Source organism: Streptomyces sp. CB01249, from assembly GCF_001905735.1.
GTDB lineage: Bacteria > Actinomycetota > Actinomycetes > Streptomycetales > Streptomycetaceae > Streptomyces.
Genome location: NZ_LISW01000001.1, coordinates 414971 through 433009, shown reverse-complemented (window position 1 = coordinate 433009; position 18039 = coordinate 414971). Strand labels below are relative to the sequence as shown.

The following is an 18039-nucleotide window of genomic DNA, read 5'->3' as shown; positions in this document are numbered from 1 at the left end:
CGAGCCCCGGCCAGGACCGGCTCGGAACCGGTGGGACGCCGTAGCGTGGGTGTTTTCGGACGCGCTTCGGAGGGACCGGCATGGCGGCGGAACGACTGGTGGTCATCGGCGGGGACGCGGCGGGCATGTCCGCCGCGTCCCAGGCACGGCGGCTCAAGGGCCCGGAGGAGCTGAGCATCACCGCCTTCGAGCGGGGGCACTTCACCTCGTACTCCGCGTGCGGCATCCCGTACTGGGTCGGCGGCGACGTGACCGACCGGGACGACCTCATCGCCCGTACGCCCGAGGAGCACCGGGCCCGCGACATCGACCTGCGCACCCGCACCGAGGTCACCGAGATCGACGTGGCGGGGCGGCGGGTGCGCGCCCTGGACCGGGAGTCCGGCGAGACGTACTGGACCGGGTTCGACAAGCTGGTCGTCGCCACCGGGGCGCGGCCGGTGCGCCCAAACCTGCCCGGCATGGACGCGGCGGGGGTGCACGGGGTGCAGACGCTGGACGACGGGCAGGCGCTGCTGGACAGCCTGGACCGGACGGAGGGCCGGCGCGCGGTCGTCGTCGGGGCGGGGTACATCGGCGTCGAGATGGCCGAGGCGATGCTGAAGCGCGGCTTCGAGGTGACCGTCCTCAACCGCGGCGAACAGCCGATGGCCACCCTCGACCCGGACATGGGGCGCCTGGTCCACGACGCGATGGACGGGCTCGGGATCACCACGGTGAACGGGGCGGCGGTCACCGCGATCCGTACCGGGGACGACGGCCGGGTCACCGAGGTCGTCACGGACGACGCGTCCTACCCGGCGGACATCGTGGTGCTGGGCATCGGCGTCGAGCCGGAAACGGCCCTGGCGCGGGAGGCCGGGCTGCCGCTCGGGCCGCACGGCGGGCTGCTCACCGACCTGGCGATGCGCGTCCAGGGCCACGAGAACATCTGGGCGGGCGGCGACTGCGTGGAGGTCCTGGACCTGGTCGCGGGCCACACCCGGCACATCGCGCTCGGCACGCACGCCAACAAGCACGGCCAGGTCATCGGCTCCAACGTGGGCGGCGGCTACGGCACGTTCCCCGGTGTGGTGGGTACGGCGGTGAGCAAGGTGTGCGACCTGGAGATCGCCCGGACCGGGCTGCGCGAGAAGGACGCCCGGGCGGTGGGCCTGCGGTACGTCACGGCCACGATCGAGTCGACCAGCCGGGCGGGCTACTACCCGGACGCCCGGCTGATGACGGTGAAGATGCTCGCGGAGTACCGCACGGGCCGGCTCCTCGGCGTGCAGATCGTGGGCCGCGAGGGCGCGGCCAAGCGGGTCGACGTGGCGGCGGTGGCGCTCACCGCCCGGATGACCGTCGAGCAGATGACGGCCCTGGACCTGGGCTACGCGCCGCCGTTCTCCCCGGTCTGGGACCCGGTCCTGGTGGCGGCCCGCAAGACCGTGTCGGTGCTGCGGAAGGCGGGCACCGACTGAGCGGCGCCCGCCTTCGCGCGGGGTTCAGCGGGCGGTGCGGGTGTGGACGTACTCGACGAGGCGGGAGAGCGCGTCCGGGTCCATGTTCGGCATGACGCCGTGGCCCAGGTTGAAGATGTGGCCCTCCAGACCGGCGGCCGCGTCCAGCACCTCCCGGGTCTTGGCCTCCACCGCGGAGGTCGGCGCGAACAGCACCGCCGGGTCGAGGTTGCCCTGCAGCGCCTTGCCGGGGCCGACGCGGCGCGCCGCCTCGTCCAGCGACACCCGCCAGTCGACGCCGACGACGTCCGCCCCGGCCTCGCCCATCAGGCCGAGCAGTTCGCCGGTGCCGACGCCGAAGTGGATGCGGGGGACGTCGTACGCGGCGACGGCGTCGAAGACCTTCGCGGAGGCGGGCAGCACGGAGCGCCGGTAGTCGGCGGGGGCCAGGGCGCCGACCCAGGAGTCGAAGAGCTGGACGGCCGAGGCGCCGGCCTCGATCTGGACCTTGAGGAAGGCGCCGGTGATCTCGGCGAGCCGGTCGAGCAGGTCGGCCCAGAGCTCCGGGTCGCCGTACATCATGGCCTTGGTGTGCTCGTGGTTGCGCGAGGGCCCGCCCTCCACGAGGTAGCTCGCGAGGGTGAACGGCGCGCCCGCGAAGCCGATCAGCGGGGTCTCCCCCAGCTCGGCGGTGAGCAGCCGGACGGCCTCGGTGACGTACGGGACGTCCTCGGGGGTCAGGTCGCGCAGTCGGGCGAGGTCGGCGCGGGTGCGGATCGGCTCGGCGATCACCGGGCCCACGCCGGGCTTGATGTCGAGGTCGATGCCGATCGCCTTCAGCGGGACGACGATGTCGCTGTAGTAGACGGCGGCGTCGACCTTGTGGCGGCGGACGGGCTGCATGGTGATCTCGGTGACGAGCTCCGGCATCGTGCAGGACTCGAGCATCGGGATGCCTTCGCGCACCTTCAGGTACTCGGGCAGCGAGCGCCCCGCCTGGCGCATGAACCAGACCGGCGTGTGCGGGACCGGCTCGCGCCGGCACGCCTTGAGGAACGCCGAGTCGTAGGTGGCGGAAGTCTTCGTCTGCGGCCCGGAGGGGCGGTCGTTGGCACTCACGCACAGAATCTTCGCACGCGTGGGCAACGAGCCCGGCCCCGCACGGGTGTCCTTCCGCGCACGGAGCTCCCGTTCCGCCTACTCTTCCCCGCATGGCTGCGGCTCAGGGACACATCTCCGGTCAATCCGATGGCGCTGACGGCACGGACGGCGCGGAGGGTGGTGCCGTACCGTCCGCGTTCCGTTCGGCGGTGGACGCGCTGCGCGCGGCGCGGCTGCGCCCCGAACTGGAGGTGGAGCCGACCCGGCCGCCGAAGCGGCTCGCCCCGCACGCGTACGCGCTGGAGGCGGCGGTGGTCGACGGCGACGACGACCTCGCCGACGGCCGGCTCGTCCTGCTCCACGACCCGGCCGGCCACGAGGCGTGGCAGGGCAATTTCCGGCTGGTGACCCTCGTCCGCGCCGAGCTGGAGCCGGAGATGGCCGCCGATCCGCTGCTCCCCGAGGTCTGCTGGTCCTGGCTGACCGGCGCGCTGGAGGCCCGGGGCCTGTTCTACGGGGAGGCGGGCGGCACGGTCACCATGGCGGGCTCGCACTACTTCGGCGCGCTGGAGACCCGGCGCCCCGCGACGCAGATCGAGATCAGGGCCTCCTGGACCCCGCGCGAGGGGCTGGGCGGCGCACCGGACGCGGCGGCGCACCTGGTCGCCTGGGGCGACCTGCTCTGCCAGATCGCGGGCCTGCCGCCGTCGGGCCCTCTCGACGCGACGGTGGTCACGCTCCCACAGCGCCGGGGCCCGCAGACGACGTAGTCCCTGTCATGACCGGCGCGAGCGGGGCGGCCTCCGGGCCGCCCCTTTTTCGTGCCGCCGCGTCGGACGATTTCCGTGACACCGCGTCATGCGATCAGTTTCAGCCAGCAGAAAACGCTCTCAAGAACCGATCGAGAACCCCATTTGCCCGAATTGTTACTCAATAAATCGTGATCTTCCCCTAAAGGAGCAGGGGTCTGCTGCCGAAGGAGTCAATGACCCTTCAAGCACGGTTCGCCCCGGCTTCACCCCCGAGCCGGACCGCCCCGCCACTCCCCAGGAGGCCTGGTGTCCGTTCTCCTCGAGCAGCCCGCAAGCCTGGTCGCCTACCGCCCGAACAAGCCGACGGCCATGGTCGTCGTGGCCGACCCGCGCGTCCGTTCCACCGTGACCCGCCATCTGTGGGCCCTCGGAGTTCGTGACGTCATCGAGGCGTCGTCCATCGCGGAGGCCCGTCCCCGCGTCGGCAACCCGCGCGACATCTGCGTAGCCGACGTCCACCTGCCCGACGGTTCCGGGCTGACCCTGCTGTCCGAAACCCGAGCCGCCGGCTGGCCCAACGGTCTCGCCCTGTCCGCCGCCGACGACATCGGCGCCGTGCGCAACGCCCTCGCGGGCGGCGTCAAGGGCTACGTCGTCACCGGCACCCGTACCAACATCGGCCACCCGGCCCGTCCCGGCGTCGCCCCCATCGGCGCCACCGCCGCCCGGATGCACCGCCGGCCCCCCGGCACCCCGAGCCACCCGGGCGGCTACCGCGAACTGTCCGGCCGCGAGGTGGAGGTCCTGCGACTCGTCGCCGAGGGCCAGTCCAACAAGGCCATCGGTGTCTCCATGGGTCTTTCCGCCCTGACCGTGAAGAGCCACCTCGCCCGCATCGCCCGCAAGCTGGGCACCGGCGACCGCGCCGGCATGGTCGCGGTGGCCCTGCGGACGGGCATCATCCACTGATTCCCCGCCCCCGGCCGGTGCACGGCGTACGGAACCGGCTGGATTACGTGCATCGGCGCCTGCCGACGGAACGTTCCGTCGGCAGGCGCCGCGCACACACAGATACCCTTGACACGTGACCGACGCCCAAGAGACCGCAGCAGACACATCACTGCGAACCACCGGGGGCGCTCCCCCGGACGACGTCGCCCCGGCGCCGATCCCCTTGCTCGAACCGCGCGAGGGCATTCCGCCGGTGGTGGCGTCCGACGACGCCCTGGCCGGGGTGATCGCCGCATTCGCCGCGGGTTCGGGCCCGGTGGCCGTGGACGCCGAGCGGGCGTCCGGCTACCGCTACGGCCAGCGCGCCTATCTCGTCCAGCTGCGCCGCGACGGGGCGGGCAGCGCGCTCGTGGACCCCGTCGGCTGCCCCGACCTCTCCGGGCTCGGCGAGGCCCTGCGCGGCACCGAGTGGATCCTGCACGCGGCGACGCAGGACCTGCCCTGTCTGCGCGAGATAGGGATGACACCGACCGGGCTCTTCGACACCGAGCTCGCCGGACGGCTGGCCGGCTTCCCGCGCGTCGGCCTCGGCGCCATGGTCGAGAACGTCCTCGGCTACTCGCTGGAGAAGGGCCACTCCGCCGTCGACTGGTCCACCCGCCCGCTGCCCGAGCCCTGGCTGCGTTACGCCGCGCTCGACGTCGAGCTCCTCATCGACCTGCGCAACGCGCTGGAGGACGAGCTCGACCGGCAGGGCAAGCTGGAATGGGCCCAGGAGGAGTTCTCCGCCATCGCCTCGGCACCGCCCGCTCCCCCGCGCCAGGACCCGTGGCGCCGCACCTCCGGGATGCACAAGGTCCGCCGCCGCCGTCAGATGGCGGTCGTCCGGGAGCTGTGGAACGCCCGGGACCAGATCGCCCGGCGGCGCGACATCTCGCCCGGCAAGGTGCTCGGCGACGCCGCGATCATCGAGGCCGCCCTCTCCCTTCCGGCCAACACGCAGGCGCTGACCGCCCTCACCGGCTTCGGTCCGCGCATGGGCCGGCGCCAGCTGGAGCAGTGGCAGGCCGCCGTGGACCGGGCCAAGGCGCTGCCCGACACGGAGCTGCCGCAGCCCGGCCAGGCCCTCGCGGGACCGCCGCCGCCGCGCGCCTGGGCCGACAAGGACCCGGCCGCCGCAGCCCGGCTCTCCGCGGCCCGCGCCGCGGTCTCCGCGCTGGCGGAGCGGCTGCACCTGCCGCAGGAGAACCTGATCACTCCGGACACGGTGCGGCGGGTCTGCTGGGAGCCGCCGAAGAACCCGACGCCGGAGACGGTGGAGTCCGCGCTCGCCGGGTACGGCGCGCGGCACTGGCAGATCGAGCAGGTGGCCCCGCTGCTGTACCGGGCGCTCACGCAGCCCTCGTAACGGCAGAGGGCCCTCGTGACGGCATAGGACAGGGGCGTAATCACGCCACGTTCCGCGCGGTCCCGCTCGGAGCGCGAATGGCCCGGACGGACTCGTTTTCGAGTCCGTCCGGGCCATTCTCCGTGTGCGGAGGGGTGCTCTCCGGGCAGTTTCCGCGTGTGACCTTCGCCGCTCCGGCCACAGGGGGTGGGCAGTCTGGTTACCCGCAAGTAGCATGACCGGAGCGGCGTGCCTCCGGGCGCGCCCCGCAGCAGTGCCATCCCGCACCCTGGAGGAGAGCCATCGTGCCTCGTACCATCCGGGACGTCGTCTTCGTAGACGGCGTCCGCACCCCGTTCGGCAAGGCGGGCCCGAAGGGCATCTACCACGAGACCCGCGCCGACGATCTCGTCGTGAAGGCCATCCGGGAGCTGCTGCGCCGCAACCCGGACCTGGACCCCAAGAAGATCGACGAGGTCGCCATCGCCGCGACCACGCAGATCGGTGACCAGGGCCTGACCCTCGGCCGTACCGCCGGCATCCTCGCCGGTCTGCCGCAGTCCGTCCCGGGCTACTCCATCGACCGCATGTGCGCGGGCGCCCTGACCGCCGTCACCTCGACGGCCGGCTCCATCGCCTTCGGCGCGTACGACGTCGTCGTCGCCGGCGGTGTCGAGCACATGGGCCGCCACCCGATGGGCGAGGGCGTGGACCCGAACCCGCGGTTCGTGTCGGAGAAGCTGGTCGACGAGTCCGCCCTCTTCATGGGCATGACCGCGGAGAACCTGCACGACCGGTACCCCACGATCACCAAGGAGCGCGCCGACGCCTACGCGGTGCGGTCGCAGGAGAAGGCCGCCAAGGCGTACGCCAACGGCAAGATCCAGCAGGACCTGGTGCCGGTCTCGGTGCGCCGTACCAACGCGGAGGCCGGGGAGACCGGCTGGGGCCTGGTCACCGCCGACGAGCCGATGCGCCCGGGCACCTCCATGGAGTCCCTGGCCAACCTGAAGACCCCGTTCCGCGCCCACGGCCGCGTCACCGCCGGTAACGCCGCGGGGCTCAACGACGGCGCCACCGCCTCGCTGCTCGCCGCCGAGGACGTCGCCCGCGAGCTGGGCCTCCCGGTCAAGATGCGCCTCGTCTCGTACGCCTTCGCGGGCGTCGAGCCGGAGGTCATGGGCTACGGGCCGATCCCGGCCACCGAGAAGGCCCTCGCGCAGGCGGGTCTCTCCATCTCGGACATCGGTCTCTTCGAGATCAACGAGGCGTTCGCCGTACAGGTGCTGGCCTTCCTGGAGCACTACGGCATCGCCGACGACGACGCCCGCGTCAACCAGTACGGCGGCGCGATCGCCTACGGTCACCCGCTGGCCTCCTCCGGCGTCCGGCTGATGACGCAGCTGGCCCGCCAGTTCGAGGAGCACCCCGAGGTCCGCTACGGCCTCACGACCATGTGCGTCGGCTTCGGCATGGGCGCCACGGTCGTCTGGGAGAACCCGCACTTCGAGAACGCCGGAGGCGACAAGTGAGCACCACCACCGAGCTTCTGAAGGGTGCGGCCGAGCTGTTCCCGGACGAGGTCGTCACCCAGGCGCACGTACGCCACCTGGACCTGCCGGCCGGTGCGGGGCGCTTCGCCCTCATCACGCTGGACAACGGCTTCGACCACACCAAGCCGACCACCTTCGGACCGCAGTCGCTGGCGAACCTCGACGCCGCGATCGACCAGGTCGAGAAGGAGGCCGCCGACGGCGCGATCACCGGCGTCGGCATCACCGGCAAGCCGTTCATCTTCGCGGTCGGCGCCGACCTCAAGGGCGTCGAGCTGCTCAAGGAGCACAAGGACGCGCTGGCCATCGGCAAGGGCGGCCACGACGTCTTCCGCCGCCTCTCCGGCCTCGCGGTCCCGACGTTCGCGTACTACAACGGCGCGGCGATGGGCGGCGGTGTCGAGGTCGGGCTGCACTGCTCGTACCGCACCGTCTCCAAGGCGCTGCCGGCGTTCTCGCTGCCCGAGGTCTTCCTCGGTCTGGTCCCCGGCTGGGGCGGCTGCGTGCTGCTGCCGAACCTGATCGGCGCCGACCGCGCGGTCTCGGTGATCATCGAGAACTCGCTGAACCAGAACCGCCAGCTCAAGGGCAAGCAGGTCTTCGAGCTCGGCATCGCGGACGCGCTCTTCGAGGGCGCGGACTTCCTGGAGCGGTCCCTCGTCTGGACCGCGGACGTGCTCAACGGCACGGTCGCCGTGGAGCGCCCCGAGATCGACCGCGGGGACGCCTGGGACCAGGCCGTCGCGCGCGGCCGGGCCATCGCCGACTCCAAGGTGCACGGCGCCGCCCCGGCCGCGTACCGCGCGCTGGAGATCGTCGCCGCGGCCAAGGACGGCGACCTGTCCGCCGGCTTCGACCGCGAGGACCAGGCCCTGGCGGACCTGATCATGGGCGGCGAGCTGCGCTCCGGGATCTACTCCTTCAACCTGGTCCAGAAGCGCGCCAAGCGCCCGGCCGGGGCCCCGGACAAGAACCTGGCCCGCCCGGTCACCAAGGTCGGCGTGGTGGGCGCGGGCCTGATGGCCAGCCAGCTCGCCCTGCTCTTCCTGCGCCGCCTGGAGGTGCCGGTCGTGCTGACCGACATCGACCAGGAGCGCGTCGACAAGGGTGTGGGCTACGTCCACGCCGAGATCGAGAAGCTGCTCGGCAAGGGCCGCATCAACCAGGACAAGGCCAACCGCCTGAAGGCCCTGGTCACCGGTGTGCTGGACAAGGCGGAGGGCTTCTCCGACGCCGACTTCATCATCGAGGCCGTCTTCGAGGAGATCGGCGTCAAGCAGCAGGTGTTCGCGGAGGTCGAGGCGGTCGCCCCGGCGCACGCGATCCTCGCCACCAACACCTCGTCCCTCTCGGTCACCGAGATGGCGTCGAAGCTGAAGAACCCCGAGCGGGTCGTCGGCTTCCACTTCTTCAACCCGGTCGCGATCCTGCCGCTCCTGGAGATCGTGCGCGGCGAGCAGACGGACGACGCCTCGCTGGCCACCGCCTTCGGTGTGGCCCGCAAGCTGAAGAAGACCGCGGTGCTGGTGAAGGACGCCCCGGCGTTCGTCGTCAACCGCATCCTCACCCGCTTCATGGGCGAGATCCAGAACGTCATCGACGAGGGCACCCCCGTCGAGACCGCGGAGAAGGCCATCGAGCCGCTCGGCCTGCCGATGTCCCCGCTGGTGCTCCTGGAGCTCGTCGGCCCGGCGATCGGCCTGCACGTCTCCGAGACCCTGAACCGCGCCTTCCCGGAGCGCTTCACCGTCTCCGAGAACCTGGCGGCCGTGGTCAAGGCCGGCAAGCGCGGCTTCTACGTCTACGACTCCGGCGCGCCGGTCCTCGACCCCGAGGTCGCCGCCCTCCTCAAGCAGGGCGACACCGTCCTGACCGAGGAGCAGGTCCGCGACCGCGTCCTGGACGCGGTGGCCCAGGAGATCGGCCTGATGCTGGACGAGGGCGTCGTGGCCGAGGCCCAGGACATCGACCTCTGCCTGATCACGGGCGCCGGCTGGCCCTTCCACCTGGGCGGCATCACGCCGTACCTGGACCGCGAGGGCGTCTCGGAGCGCGTGAACGGGAAGAAGTTCCTGGACGCGGGTGTGGCGAGCGTTCCGGCGTAACAGGCTCGCTGACGCGAATGGCGGCCCGGCACGCACGTGCCGGGCCGCGGTTCATTCGGCGATCACCGCGACGGCGGTGGCCACCGCCCGTTCGGTCGGCCGGCCGCCCGGGGAGTCGGTCGGCCTGTTCCCCACCTCGCCGTCGACCACCATCGTGGTCGATCCGCCGCCGTCCAGGTTGACGGCGTCCTTCGCCCCCAGCGCGATCATGATGTCGGCCGCCTCCGGCATGGACACCCCGACGCTGACGCCCGGCTGCCGCCCGTCGAACGTCACCAGCAGCAGCGTGCCGTCCTCGGTGACACCCGCGGCGGTTCTGGGCTCCCGCCGGTCGAGCGCGGCCCGGGTCAGGCCGTTGGCCTCGCCGTTGATCCAGCGGCGGCCGTCGCGGACGAGCGCGGGGCCGGCGCCGACCACCGAGGTCTCCGCGCCGGACAGCTGGACGCCCCGGCTGTCGCGGACCTCGGACGTCACGTTCAGGTGCGCCCCCGGCCGGGCGTGGGCCCTGAGCCAGGCCGCGCCCTCGCCCGTGCCGCTCAGGACGCGTCCGCCCCGGGGGACGGGGCCTCCGGCGGGCGACCGCAGCGCCGTCACCCGTCCGTCGCGGTCGAGGAGCGCCTCCGCGCCGTCGCCCTTCGGGGTGGCGGCGCCCCACTCGCCCGTGAAGGCCACGATCTCGTCCTCGTCCACGCACAGCTGGTTGTGCGCGGGGGCGGACATGGGTTCGCCGGTCCGGGCGAGCCGGTCGCCGCCCACTCCCCCGCACCCCAGGATGCGGCCGGGCATGCGGTTGATCCCGTCCAGCTCCCGGTGCGCGCCGTCGGATGCGGCCAGGGAGGAGGACGAGGTGACCTCGCCGATCCGGGGCCTGGCCGAGCCCCCGCCGAGGATCAGGGCGGTCCGTCCCTCGGCGGCCTCGCTCAGCAGGCTGCCCTCGGCGACGTACACGCCGAGCGGGTCTCCCTCGTAGCCGCTGAACGCGGGCCCGCTGCGGATGTCGAAGAACGAGCCGTTGACCGCGGCCCAGGCGCCCGCCGTTCCGGCCATCGCGCGCACGGTCTCCGAGCGGGCCAGGGAGGTTCCGTGCACCGCTTCCACGCGCAGCGGCGCGTCGGGGGACACGGCGATCACGCCGACCCGGACCGGGCTTCCGTCGGCGAGCCGACGGGTGGACCGGGTGAGTTCGGCCCCGGCCGGCACCGAGGGCCGAAGGGTTGCCGCCCTGGGCGACGCGCCCTCGTCGTCGGCCCCGCCGCCGCCCGGGGCGCAGGAGGACAGCAACAGGCAGGCGGCCAGGGCGTACGCGCCCGTACGACTCATGCCGGCCGCCCCTCTGGTAGTCACTCGGCGGTCCTGGTTCGGGTCGGCGCGGAGAGCACGCCGGTTCGCACCGCGGGCCTCAGCCCGCGATGGCTCCCGGCGTCATGGTCAGGTCACCCACGTAGACGGTGACCTGGGCGCGGGTGAGTCGTTCCGCCGGGTCGGCGAGTACGTAGTCGAAGGAGTCGTAGCCCGCGAATCCGGCGACCGGGCTGTACGTCACCAGCCCGTCCGGGGTCACGGAGGTCTCCCCGAACCGCGCGGGGCCGACGCCGACGAGCCGTACGCCGTCGCCGAGCCCTTCCGTGAGCCCGTTGAGCGCGCCCCGGTAGCCCGGCGGCACCATGAGCTTCCTGCCCTGGGGCGGAAGGGGGGCGATCCGGTAGCCGAGCTGCTTGACCGACCGCGTGCTCGCCGTGAGGCTGCTGCCGCCGTCGGCGATGACGCCCGCGCGCAGCTGGGGGACGAGGAAGGCGTGGCGGGGCACGTTCTCGTGGACCGTGAGCGCGAACCGGGCGGTGCGCTCCTCGCCCGCGACCGTGGAGGTGGCGTACCGGTCGCCGACCGCGAGGAGGCTCATTCCGGCGGCCCGCTCGATCGTCGCGGCCTCGCTGAAGGACTCCACCATCAGATAGCCGTAGTAGCGCGACCCCGGGCCCTCGGGGATGACCTTGAACTCGAACTCGACCGTCTCGCCCGGCCGCAGGGGAAGCGCGGGGTCCTTGTCCCCGTGCAGCTCCACCGTGCAGACGATCTCGGGTCGGCCCGGCTGGACGCTGCGCAGCCGCGCGATCGGGTACATGTGCCGTACGTCCGTCACAGTTCCGCCCCCGCACCGGAGGTCCGGGAATGAGTCAGGGCCGCGTGCGCCTCGTCGTCCAGCCAGGTCACCGCGGAGGGCGGGAAGTCCTGCCGGTCGAGGTCGACGGTCCAGTTCGCCGGGATGATCTGCTGGGCCACCAGGGAGTACGCGACGAACCGGGCGCAGGCGATGGCTCCGGCCGGGACGAGGTGCCCGGGATCGTCGAAGCCCTCGGGGTAGTTGGGGTGCTCCCCCGGCCCGAGGTGGATGAAGAAGGAGCGGGTGCCCTCGTCGCCCAGCTCCGACCACCAGGAGAGGCTCTGGTGGTACAGGTCGATGTAGGGCGTGCTGGTCTCCACGGCGACGTCGCTCATCGCCATGGCGTACTCCACGTGCTCCCGCGACAGGTTTCCGTGCGCGTCGTGGGTGTTGCGCTCGTGCGTGCTCACCAGCACCGGGTGCGCGTTGCGGGAGCGGGCGCCGTCCACGAAGTGGCGGAGGTAGGTGCGGAAGTCGCCGAACGCCTCGGTCCTCAGCCATTTCTCGGGCTTGGCGTCGTTGATGCCGAACGAGATCAGCATGTAGTCGCCCGGCCGGATGTTCCGGAGGATCCAGTCGAGCCTGCCGCGCTCGCTGAACGTACGGGAACTGGCGCCCGCGCGGGCGCAGTTCACCACCTCGATCCGGCGGTCGAAGAAGAGCGGGAGCACTTGGCCCCAGCCCGTCATCGGGGCCCGGCTCATCTCCCGCGCGACCGACGTCGAATCGCCGGCGATGAAGATCCGGCAGGCGGCTTCGGCGCCCGCACCGTTGTCATGCAGCACTTGCCCACACCCTCTCCGTCTGCCGCACGTGCTCCGGGACGGTCGGTCCCGGAGGTGCGAGCTCGCTCGCACCGGCGGTTCCCAGGCTGTCGATCGCCTCGTAGACCCGCTCGCAGTTGCCGTGGTCCCGGTGCGCGAAGAACCGCTCGGCCCGTTCCCGGTAGGGCGACTGCACGACGAACCGGTTCCGGATCGAGGCGATGATCTCTTCCACGGCCTCGTCCACCGTGCGGCAGACCGGGCCGAAGCCGTCCGTCGACAGGTTGAAGTACCCGCGCTTGTAGTGCCGGCCGTAGAAGTCCTCTTCGTCGAAGGGGACGTAGACGATCGGGGTGTCCATGTAGGCCACGTCGAAGAAGACGGAGGAGTAGTCCGTCACCATCAGCGAGCATTCCTTCATGGCCTGCTGCACGTTGCGTGCCTGCGGATCGGCCACGACGATGGACGGCGAGTCCAGCTGGAAGTGGTGCAGGTACGGGCGGATCTCGTAGTGCGGGAAGAACTCCAGGTCCACACCGAACCGGTCCAGCGCCTGCGCCAGCCGGGGGTCGGACAGGAGCGCGCGGTAGAACCGGAAGTACTCGGACTGCGTGAACGAGGTCTTCGCCGGGCCCCGGCCCTTCTTGTACGAGGCGGTCACGATCCACTGGCGCCAGGTGGGCATGAGCAGAATGCGCGGGCGCTGCCTCGGCTCCTTGTCCAGGGCGTCGAAGCGGGTGAACCCGGCGAGGACGGCACGCTCCCCGTAGCCCGCCTCCTCGGCGAAGAACTCCCGTTCCTGGCGTCCGCCGGTGATGATCATGTCGTAGCTGGTGATCCACTGCGACGCACCGCTGGTCACGTCGTTGTACGTGATGCCGTGCTGGAGGAATATCCGCTGGTACCGGATCAGCTCACCGAACCGGTGCAGGTAGAGGGCCTTCCGGTATCCCTGCGGGACCAGATAGGACTCGGAGTCGTACGCGCCGATGAGCTTGGTGGCGTGGAGCAGGTACATCCGGTGCTTCCACGAGCCGAGCTTCAGCACGTTCCCGTACGGGCTCACCTTGGCGAGGTCCGGGGAGTTGCCGTCGATGACGTAGTAGGCGTTGCACCGCTTCCGGTTCTGCCGGATCCACTTGAAGAAGTGGTACGAGTTGTCCTGCGCGGTGTCGGAGCGCTCGCCGATCACCCATATCTCGCGGGAGTGCAGCAGGGGGTAGGTCAGCCAGTAGGCCAGCCTCATCCGCCACCCGGGGTTGCGCCGCTTCATGATCCTGACCTCGCGGGCGGTCCGCCAGAGGATCTGCTTCGCGCGGGCCGGCAGGCTGCGGCCGATGAGCCTGAAGTGCAGGGAGTCGCCGTCACCGATGGTGAGCATGTACGAGTGCCGGCCGATCCCGCCGATGCCCTTGAGGCGGTGCAGGGGCAGCCGGGCCTTCATCACGACGTTGCGGTGGCGCTCGCCTTCGGGGGAATGGACGCGGAGCCGGAAGTCGCCCGCCTTGAATCCCCCTTCGGTCAGCTTCTCCAGCGGGATCTCGGCGTACCAGCCGGCGTAGACGTCCTTGCCGTTCCTGGCGTTGCTGAGGTCGCGCCGGTATATCTGGCGGAGCGGGACGACGATCTTCCCGACGGACGTCTGGTGCACGAACTCCAGGCGGTTGACGAACTTCGAGTCGATGTTCAGGCCGGGGAAGGACATGCAGCCCTCGACCACCAGGACGGAGCCGCGCGAGCGCACGGACTCGACGACGACGTTGGGGTCCTTCACCCGGGCGGCACTCGACTGGTTCGCCGGGCCGCCGAACATGCGGAAGAAGCCCTTGCCGTCCATGTGGACGGCCAGCGGCACGTTGTCCAGCACGCTCTCGGGCGAGACGAACAGCTCGAAGTTGCCGGTCTTGGCGGCGTAGTGGTCGAGCTGCTGGGCGGGGTTGGTGACGAACTCGTCGATCACCTCGTCCGGGATGTCCGCGTAGTGGGCCCGCAGGCCGGGGAAGATCTCCTCCAGCTGGGACCGGCCCATCATGTTGCGGGCGTTGCAGAGGAAGCCCTTGTAGGTACGCGTGACGTACCGGTGGAACATCCTGCGGATCTCCGGGGACTCGGCGCGCGACACTTCGAGCAGGAAGTGGTTCAGCTTGAGGTGGTCCCAGTAGTTCGCCGGCTTGCTCCACAGGGAGTCCATGATGGACGAGCCGTCGGGGCGTCCGCGGTAGTAGTAGACGGGCCGGTCGACCACGCTGATGGCCCGGGCGCGCAGCATGGCGGGCAGCGTCAGCCAGGCGTCCTCGAAGTGGACGCCCTCCCCGAAGCGCAGCCCCAGCTCACGGAGCAGGCGGGTGCTGAACAGCTTGTTGCAGGCCGAACCGCTGAAGACCAGGTCGGGCAGCTCCGCGAAGTCCTGGACGACGCGGTCGCCCTCGCCGAAGTACTTCTTCCAGGGGCCGTAGGGGCGGTCCGGGAAGTTGACGAGGTCGCCGACCACCACGTCCGAGCCGTCGCGCCGGGCGGCCTGGAGCATCGCGGCCAGCGCGTCCTCGCCGAGGATGTCGTCGGAGTCGAGGAAGGTGACGTACGGCGCGGTCACCACGTCGAGCCCGTTGTTGCGGGCGTTGCCGAGGCCGCCGTTCTTCTGGTGGACGACGACCACGTTGGCGTAGAACGAGGCGAAGTGGTCCAGCATCCTGGACGTGTCGTCGGTGGCGCCGTCGTCCACGAGGATCACCTGGGTGCTCGCGAACCCGCGCTGGGCGGCGATCGAACCGAGGCAGTCGTCGAGGTACTTCTCGACGTTGTAGCAGGGCACCACGACGGCCAGCTCGTACGGGCCCGGCGCGTGCGGGAGCGGTGCGGAGACGCTGTCGAGCCACCACATCCATGGGGCGGTCGGGTCGCTCTGCTCGGCGTCGAAGGTGCGGCTGCCGTCGACGGCGCATCGCAGCGCGAGGTTGCCGCTGACCGTGCGGTACCCCTCCAGGTCCTGGCCGTGGCCCCGGAAGGTGAAGCCGGCGAGGTCGATGTCCCGCACGTTGAGCGGGGACCGGGACCGGGACCGCTTCCACTCCACGATGATGGAGACGTTCCAGACGGTGCTGTCGGAGAAGTTCTTGCCCAGCAGGGACTCCAGCTCCACCGACCCCGCGAAGCCGACGAGCCGCTCGCCGACTTCGACGGCCGTCCCCGGGACGGGAGCGGTGAGGTCGCGCTTGGTGTGCCGGTTGCGGACGGCCAGCGTGAGCTTGAGGTCGTCGCCGGATCCGATGCGCCCGAAGCGGTTGACGAGGCTGCCCTCGTAACTCAGCTTCCCGTCCGTGACGGACCAGCGGTCGAGCTGGGCGAAGAGCGGGACCTGGGAGAGGTTCGCGGTCGAGAGCCCGAGTTCCGTGACGTCGAGCATCCGCCGGGCCTCGGGCAGGTGCATGTGGTCGCCCGACCAGTAGACGCGCCCCTCCTCCTCGACCAGGAAGGACGACAGCATGCTCTTGCGCTGCGCGTAGTCCAGCGTGGTGAGGGCGGCCTCGATCTCCTGGTACATGAGGAAGAAGGCACGGACCCGGTCCACGGGGTCGCAGAGCTCGAACGCCTCCTCGCTGAGGGAGAAGAGGTAGTTGCTCGCTATCTGCGCGAAGCCCTGCTGGAAGTCCGGGCCGCCCTCGGCGAGCGCTCGCATGTAGAGCCGGAGGTCGTGGGCGAGGAACTTGGAGTCCTTGCGGACCTTGAGCTGCCACAGTCCGCGGTCCTGGAGGAACGCGTCGGTGGCGCGGTGCACCGCGATGCGGTCCGTGATGCTGCGCAGCTCACCGGTGCGGCCGGTGATCGAGGCGCCCTCGGTCTCCCACATCCACCGGTAGACGGGGTCGGTGATGATCGTGATCCCGTCGGCGAGACAGCCGGCCACGGTGGAGAAGTAGGTGTCCTCGTAGAAGACCCCTTCGGGGAAGAAGACGCCCTGCGAGCGGAGGAACTCCACCCGGTACAGCTTCGCCGCCGCGATGGGGTCGGTGAGCATCAGCGGGAATTCCACCAGGTTGGGGACGGTACGCCCCAGCGCGAAGACCTCGGGAGCCCATGCCTGGCTGTCGCCGGTGGCCCGGTTGACCCTGATGGCCTTGCCCGCGGTGATGTCGCTGCCGGTCTCCAGCGCGCTGGCGAGCAGCAGCTCGCAGGCCCTCGGGGGCAGCTCGTCGTCGGCGTCGAGGAACATCACGTAGCGGCCGGCGGCCTGGGCGATGCCCATGTTGCGCGGCGCGCCCACGCCCCCGCTGTTCCGGCCGCGGCGCAGGACCCGCACCCGGGGGTTGTTGCCGGCGAAGTTCTTGACGACGTCGAGTGTGTTGTCCGTCGAGGCGTCGTCCACGACCACGACCTCGACCAGCTCGTACGTCTGGTTGACGGCGGACTGGACGGCCTTGCCGATCGTCGTCGCGGCGTTGTAGGCCGGGATGACCACCGTCACCCAGACATCGGGTGTGTCGCGTTCGTTGTTCATCGGACGCTCTCTCGCTCACCCGGGTAGCGGCGCTGCTGCGGCAAGGAGGACGGACGCGCACCGAGTGAGCCGCCCGGCACCTGGAGGCGGAGGGTGTGGCCCTCCTCCCAGCCGCCCGCCTCCTGCGACGTGTAGGGCTCGGGGTACGGCTGGAAGAACGGGTCCTCGTCGGGCTGCGGGTCGATGAGCCGCTGGTCGACCAGGAGGGGGTCCTGTTCACCCCGGCGGTGCCGGCCGCGGTGCAGGTGGGGCGCGATGGTGCCCGCCTGGGTGGGCGTGACGCTCAGCTCTTCCATGACGGCGGTGAAGTCACGGGTGGAGAGCCAGAACTTGTACATGATGACCAGCTCGAAGATGCCGAGGAGCACCGCGGAGATCACGGTGACCGCCAGGATCCGGCCGATGAGCGGGCCGACGATGAAGATGAACATCTGGAACTCGATGCCGCTGATGAGGTGCGGCCTGATCCGGCTGCGGAGCAGGGCCTGGCGGAACCGCTGGTACCAGGGGAAGCGGTGGCGGAACTGTGCGTGAAGGTCCACGACGTGCCCGGCGGTGGCCTGCTCCTTGAGGGTCTGGGCCTCCGCCTCCGGGTTCTCGCGCAGCAGGTCTTCCATGAACTGGATCTTCGGGGCGGCCGGCTCCTCCGCGGTCCCCTGCGCGGCCTCGGCCGCGGCGAGTTCGGCCTCCTGCTTCTCGCGGGTGACCTTCTCGATCTTCGCGCGCATCGACATGCGCATCTTGTAGATCTGGAGGGCGTCCACGTAACGGAGCATGTCGAGGAAGACGACGAGCAGCGCAGCCAGCAGAAAACGTTCGTCGTCGGTGCGCAGGTACTGGCCGCCCATGAGGGCCAGGGCGCAGAAGAGCACGCGGATGCGGTCGAAGACGTAGTCCAGCCAGCCGCCGAACACGGTGCCGTTGCCCTTGAGGCGGGCCAGTTTGCCGTCGATGCAGTCGAAGATGAAGCTCAGGTGGTAGAGCGCGGCCCCGATGATGAGGGACTGTGTGTCGCCCTTGAGGAACATCGCGGCCGAACCGAGCCCCACGAACAGCGCGGCCCAGGTCACGCGGTTGGGCGTGATGAAGCGGAACCGGGCCATGACGATGAGCATCCGGGTCGCGACGGGATCGACCAGGACCACCGTCCACCAGGCGTCGCGCTTCTTGCATGTCAGTTTCTGGACAGCGCGCAGGGACAGTTTGGCCATAACCCCTCAGTCACGAGAACGACAGCGAACAGGCCCGCCGACGCGTTCAACGTGAAGGTGCCTTCATGTTCACAACATGTACACGGGTCCCTCACAAGAAGGCTTGCAGACCTTATC

The 18039-nt window shown here is 70.9% G+C and carries 12 protein-coding genes; 6 read left to right on the top strand and 6 right to left on the bottom strand.

Annotated features, from left to right (window positions below; all coding sequences use genetic code 11):
- Nucleotides 1-80 precede the first annotated feature (80 nt).
- Nucleotides 81-1463, top strand: a complete 1383-nt coding sequence (locus AMK18_RS01740) for an FAD-dependent oxidoreductase (RefSeq protein WP_073861372.1) — start codon at nucleotides 81-83, stop codon at nucleotides 1461-1463.
- A gap of 24 nt (nucleotides 1464-1487) precedes the next feature.
- Here AMK18_RS01740 and hemE read toward each other — a convergent pair whose 3' ends face one another.
- Nucleotides 1488-2561, bottom strand: a complete 1074-nt coding sequence (hemE, locus tag AMK18_RS01735) for a uroporphyrinogen decarboxylase (RefSeq protein WP_073861371.1) — start codon at nucleotides 2559-2561, stop codon at nucleotides 1488-1490.
- Between the two features lie 92 nt (nucleotides 2562-2653).
- On the opposite strand from hemE, the gene AMK18_RS01730 reads away from it, so the two are divergent.
- From AMK18_RS01730 to AMK18_RS01710, 5 genes are all read left to right on the top strand, one after another.
- Nucleotides 2654-3313: a DUF3000 domain-containing protein gene (locus AMK18_RS01730; protein WP_026171196.1), complete on the top strand. Its 660-nt coding sequence runs from the start codon at nucleotides 2654-2656 to the stop codon at nucleotides 3311-3313.
- A gap of 288 nt (nucleotides 3314-3601) precedes the next feature.
- Complete coding sequence (locus tag AMK18_RS01725; protein ID WP_018100712.1) at nucleotides 3602-4264, top strand: helix-turn-helix transcriptional regulator; 663 nt, start codon at nucleotides 3602-3604, stop codon at nucleotides 4262-4264.
- Nucleotides 4265-4379: 115 nt separating this feature from the next.
- Nucleotides 4380-5654, top strand: a complete 1275-nt coding sequence (locus AMK18_RS01720; protein ID WP_026171197.1) for a ribonuclease D — start codon at nucleotides 4380-4382, stop codon at nucleotides 5652-5654.
- 284 nt (nucleotides 5655-5938) lie between these two features.
- Nucleotides 5939-7165, top strand: coding sequence for a thiolase family protein (locus AMK18_RS01715; RefSeq protein ID WP_018100714.1), 1227 nt, complete (start codon nucleotides 5939-5941; stop codon nucleotides 7163-7165).
- Nucleotides 7162-9291 carry a 3-hydroxyacyl-CoA dehydrogenase NAD-binding domain-containing protein gene (locus tag AMK18_RS01710; protein ID WP_018100715.1) on the top strand — a complete coding sequence of 710 codons (2130 nt, stop codon included), beginning with the start codon at nucleotides 7162-7164 and terminating at the stop codon, nucleotides 9289-9291. The genes AMK18_RS01715 and AMK18_RS01710 overlap by 4 nt, the downstream gene beginning before the upstream one ends.
- Before the next feature lie 51 nt (nucleotides 9292-9342).
- On the opposite strand, the gene AMK18_RS01705 is transcribed toward AMK18_RS01710, so the two are convergent.
- The 5 genes from AMK18_RS01705 to AMK18_RS01685 form a co-directional block, all read right to left on the bottom strand.
- The gene (locus AMK18_RS01705; protein ID WP_241836419.1) at nucleotides 9343-10611 is read right to left on the bottom strand and encodes a phosphodiester glycosidase family protein; all 1269 of its coding nucleotides are present in this window, start codon (nucleotides 10609-10611) and stop codon (nucleotides 9343-9345) included.
- Nucleotides 10612-10690: 79 nt separating this feature from the next.
- Nucleotides 10691-11413, bottom strand: coding sequence for an Ig-like domain-containing protein (locus AMK18_RS01700; RefSeq protein WP_073862273.1), 723 nt, complete (start codon nucleotides 11411-11413; stop codon nucleotides 10691-10693).
- A 14-nt stretch (nucleotides 11414-11427) separates the two neighbouring features.
- Nucleotides 11428-12237, bottom strand: a complete 810-nt coding sequence (locus AMK18_RS01695) for a rhamnogalacturonan acetylesterase (RefSeq protein ID WP_073861370.1) — start codon at nucleotides 12235-12237, stop codon at nucleotides 11428-11430.
- The gene (locus AMK18_RS01690; RefSeq protein ID WP_073861369.1) at nucleotides 12227-16711 is read right to left on the bottom strand and encodes a bifunctional glycosyltransferase/CDP-glycerol:glycerophosphate glycerophosphotransferase; all 4485 of its coding nucleotides are present in this window, start codon (nucleotides 16709-16711) and stop codon (nucleotides 12227-12229) included. Before AMK18_RS01690 ends, AMK18_RS01695 begins: the two co-directional genes overlap by 11 nt.
- The gene (locus tag AMK18_RS01685; RefSeq protein ID WP_073861368.1) at nucleotides 16708-17922 is read right to left on the bottom strand and encodes a CDP-alcohol phosphatidyltransferase family protein; all 1215 of its coding nucleotides are present in this window, start codon (nucleotides 17920-17922) and stop codon (nucleotides 16708-16710) included. The genes AMK18_RS01690 and AMK18_RS01685 overlap by 4 nt, the downstream gene beginning before the upstream one ends.
- Nucleotides 17923-18039 lie beyond the last annotated feature (117 nt).

Excerpts from the sequence above, each read along its gene's own strand:
- AMK18_RS01740 (WP_073861372.1), top strand. The coding sequence starts at position 81 with ATGGCGGCGGAACGACTGGTGGTCATCGGCGGGGACGCGGCGGGCATG.
- AMK18_RS01730 (WP_026171196.1), top strand. The coding sequence starts at position 2,654 with ATGGCTGCGGCTCAGGGACACATCTCCGGTCAATCCGATGGCGCTGAC.
- AMK18_RS01705 (WP_241836419.1), bottom strand. The coding sequence starts at position 10,611 with ATGAGTCGTACGGGCGCGTACGCCCTGGCCGCCTGCCTGTTGCTGTCC.
- AMK18_RS01700 (WP_073862273.1), bottom strand. The coding sequence starts at position 11,413 with ATGTACCCGATCGCGCGGCTGCGCAGCGTCCAGCCGGGCCGACCCGAG.
- AMK18_RS01690 (WP_073861369.1), bottom strand. The coding sequence starts at position 16,711 with ATGAACAACGAACGCGACACACCCGATGTCTGGGTGACGGTGGTCATC.
- AMK18_RS01685 (WP_073861368.1), bottom strand. The coding sequence starts at position 17,922 with ATGGCCAAACTGTCCCTGCGCGCTGTCCAGAAACTGACATGCAAGAAG.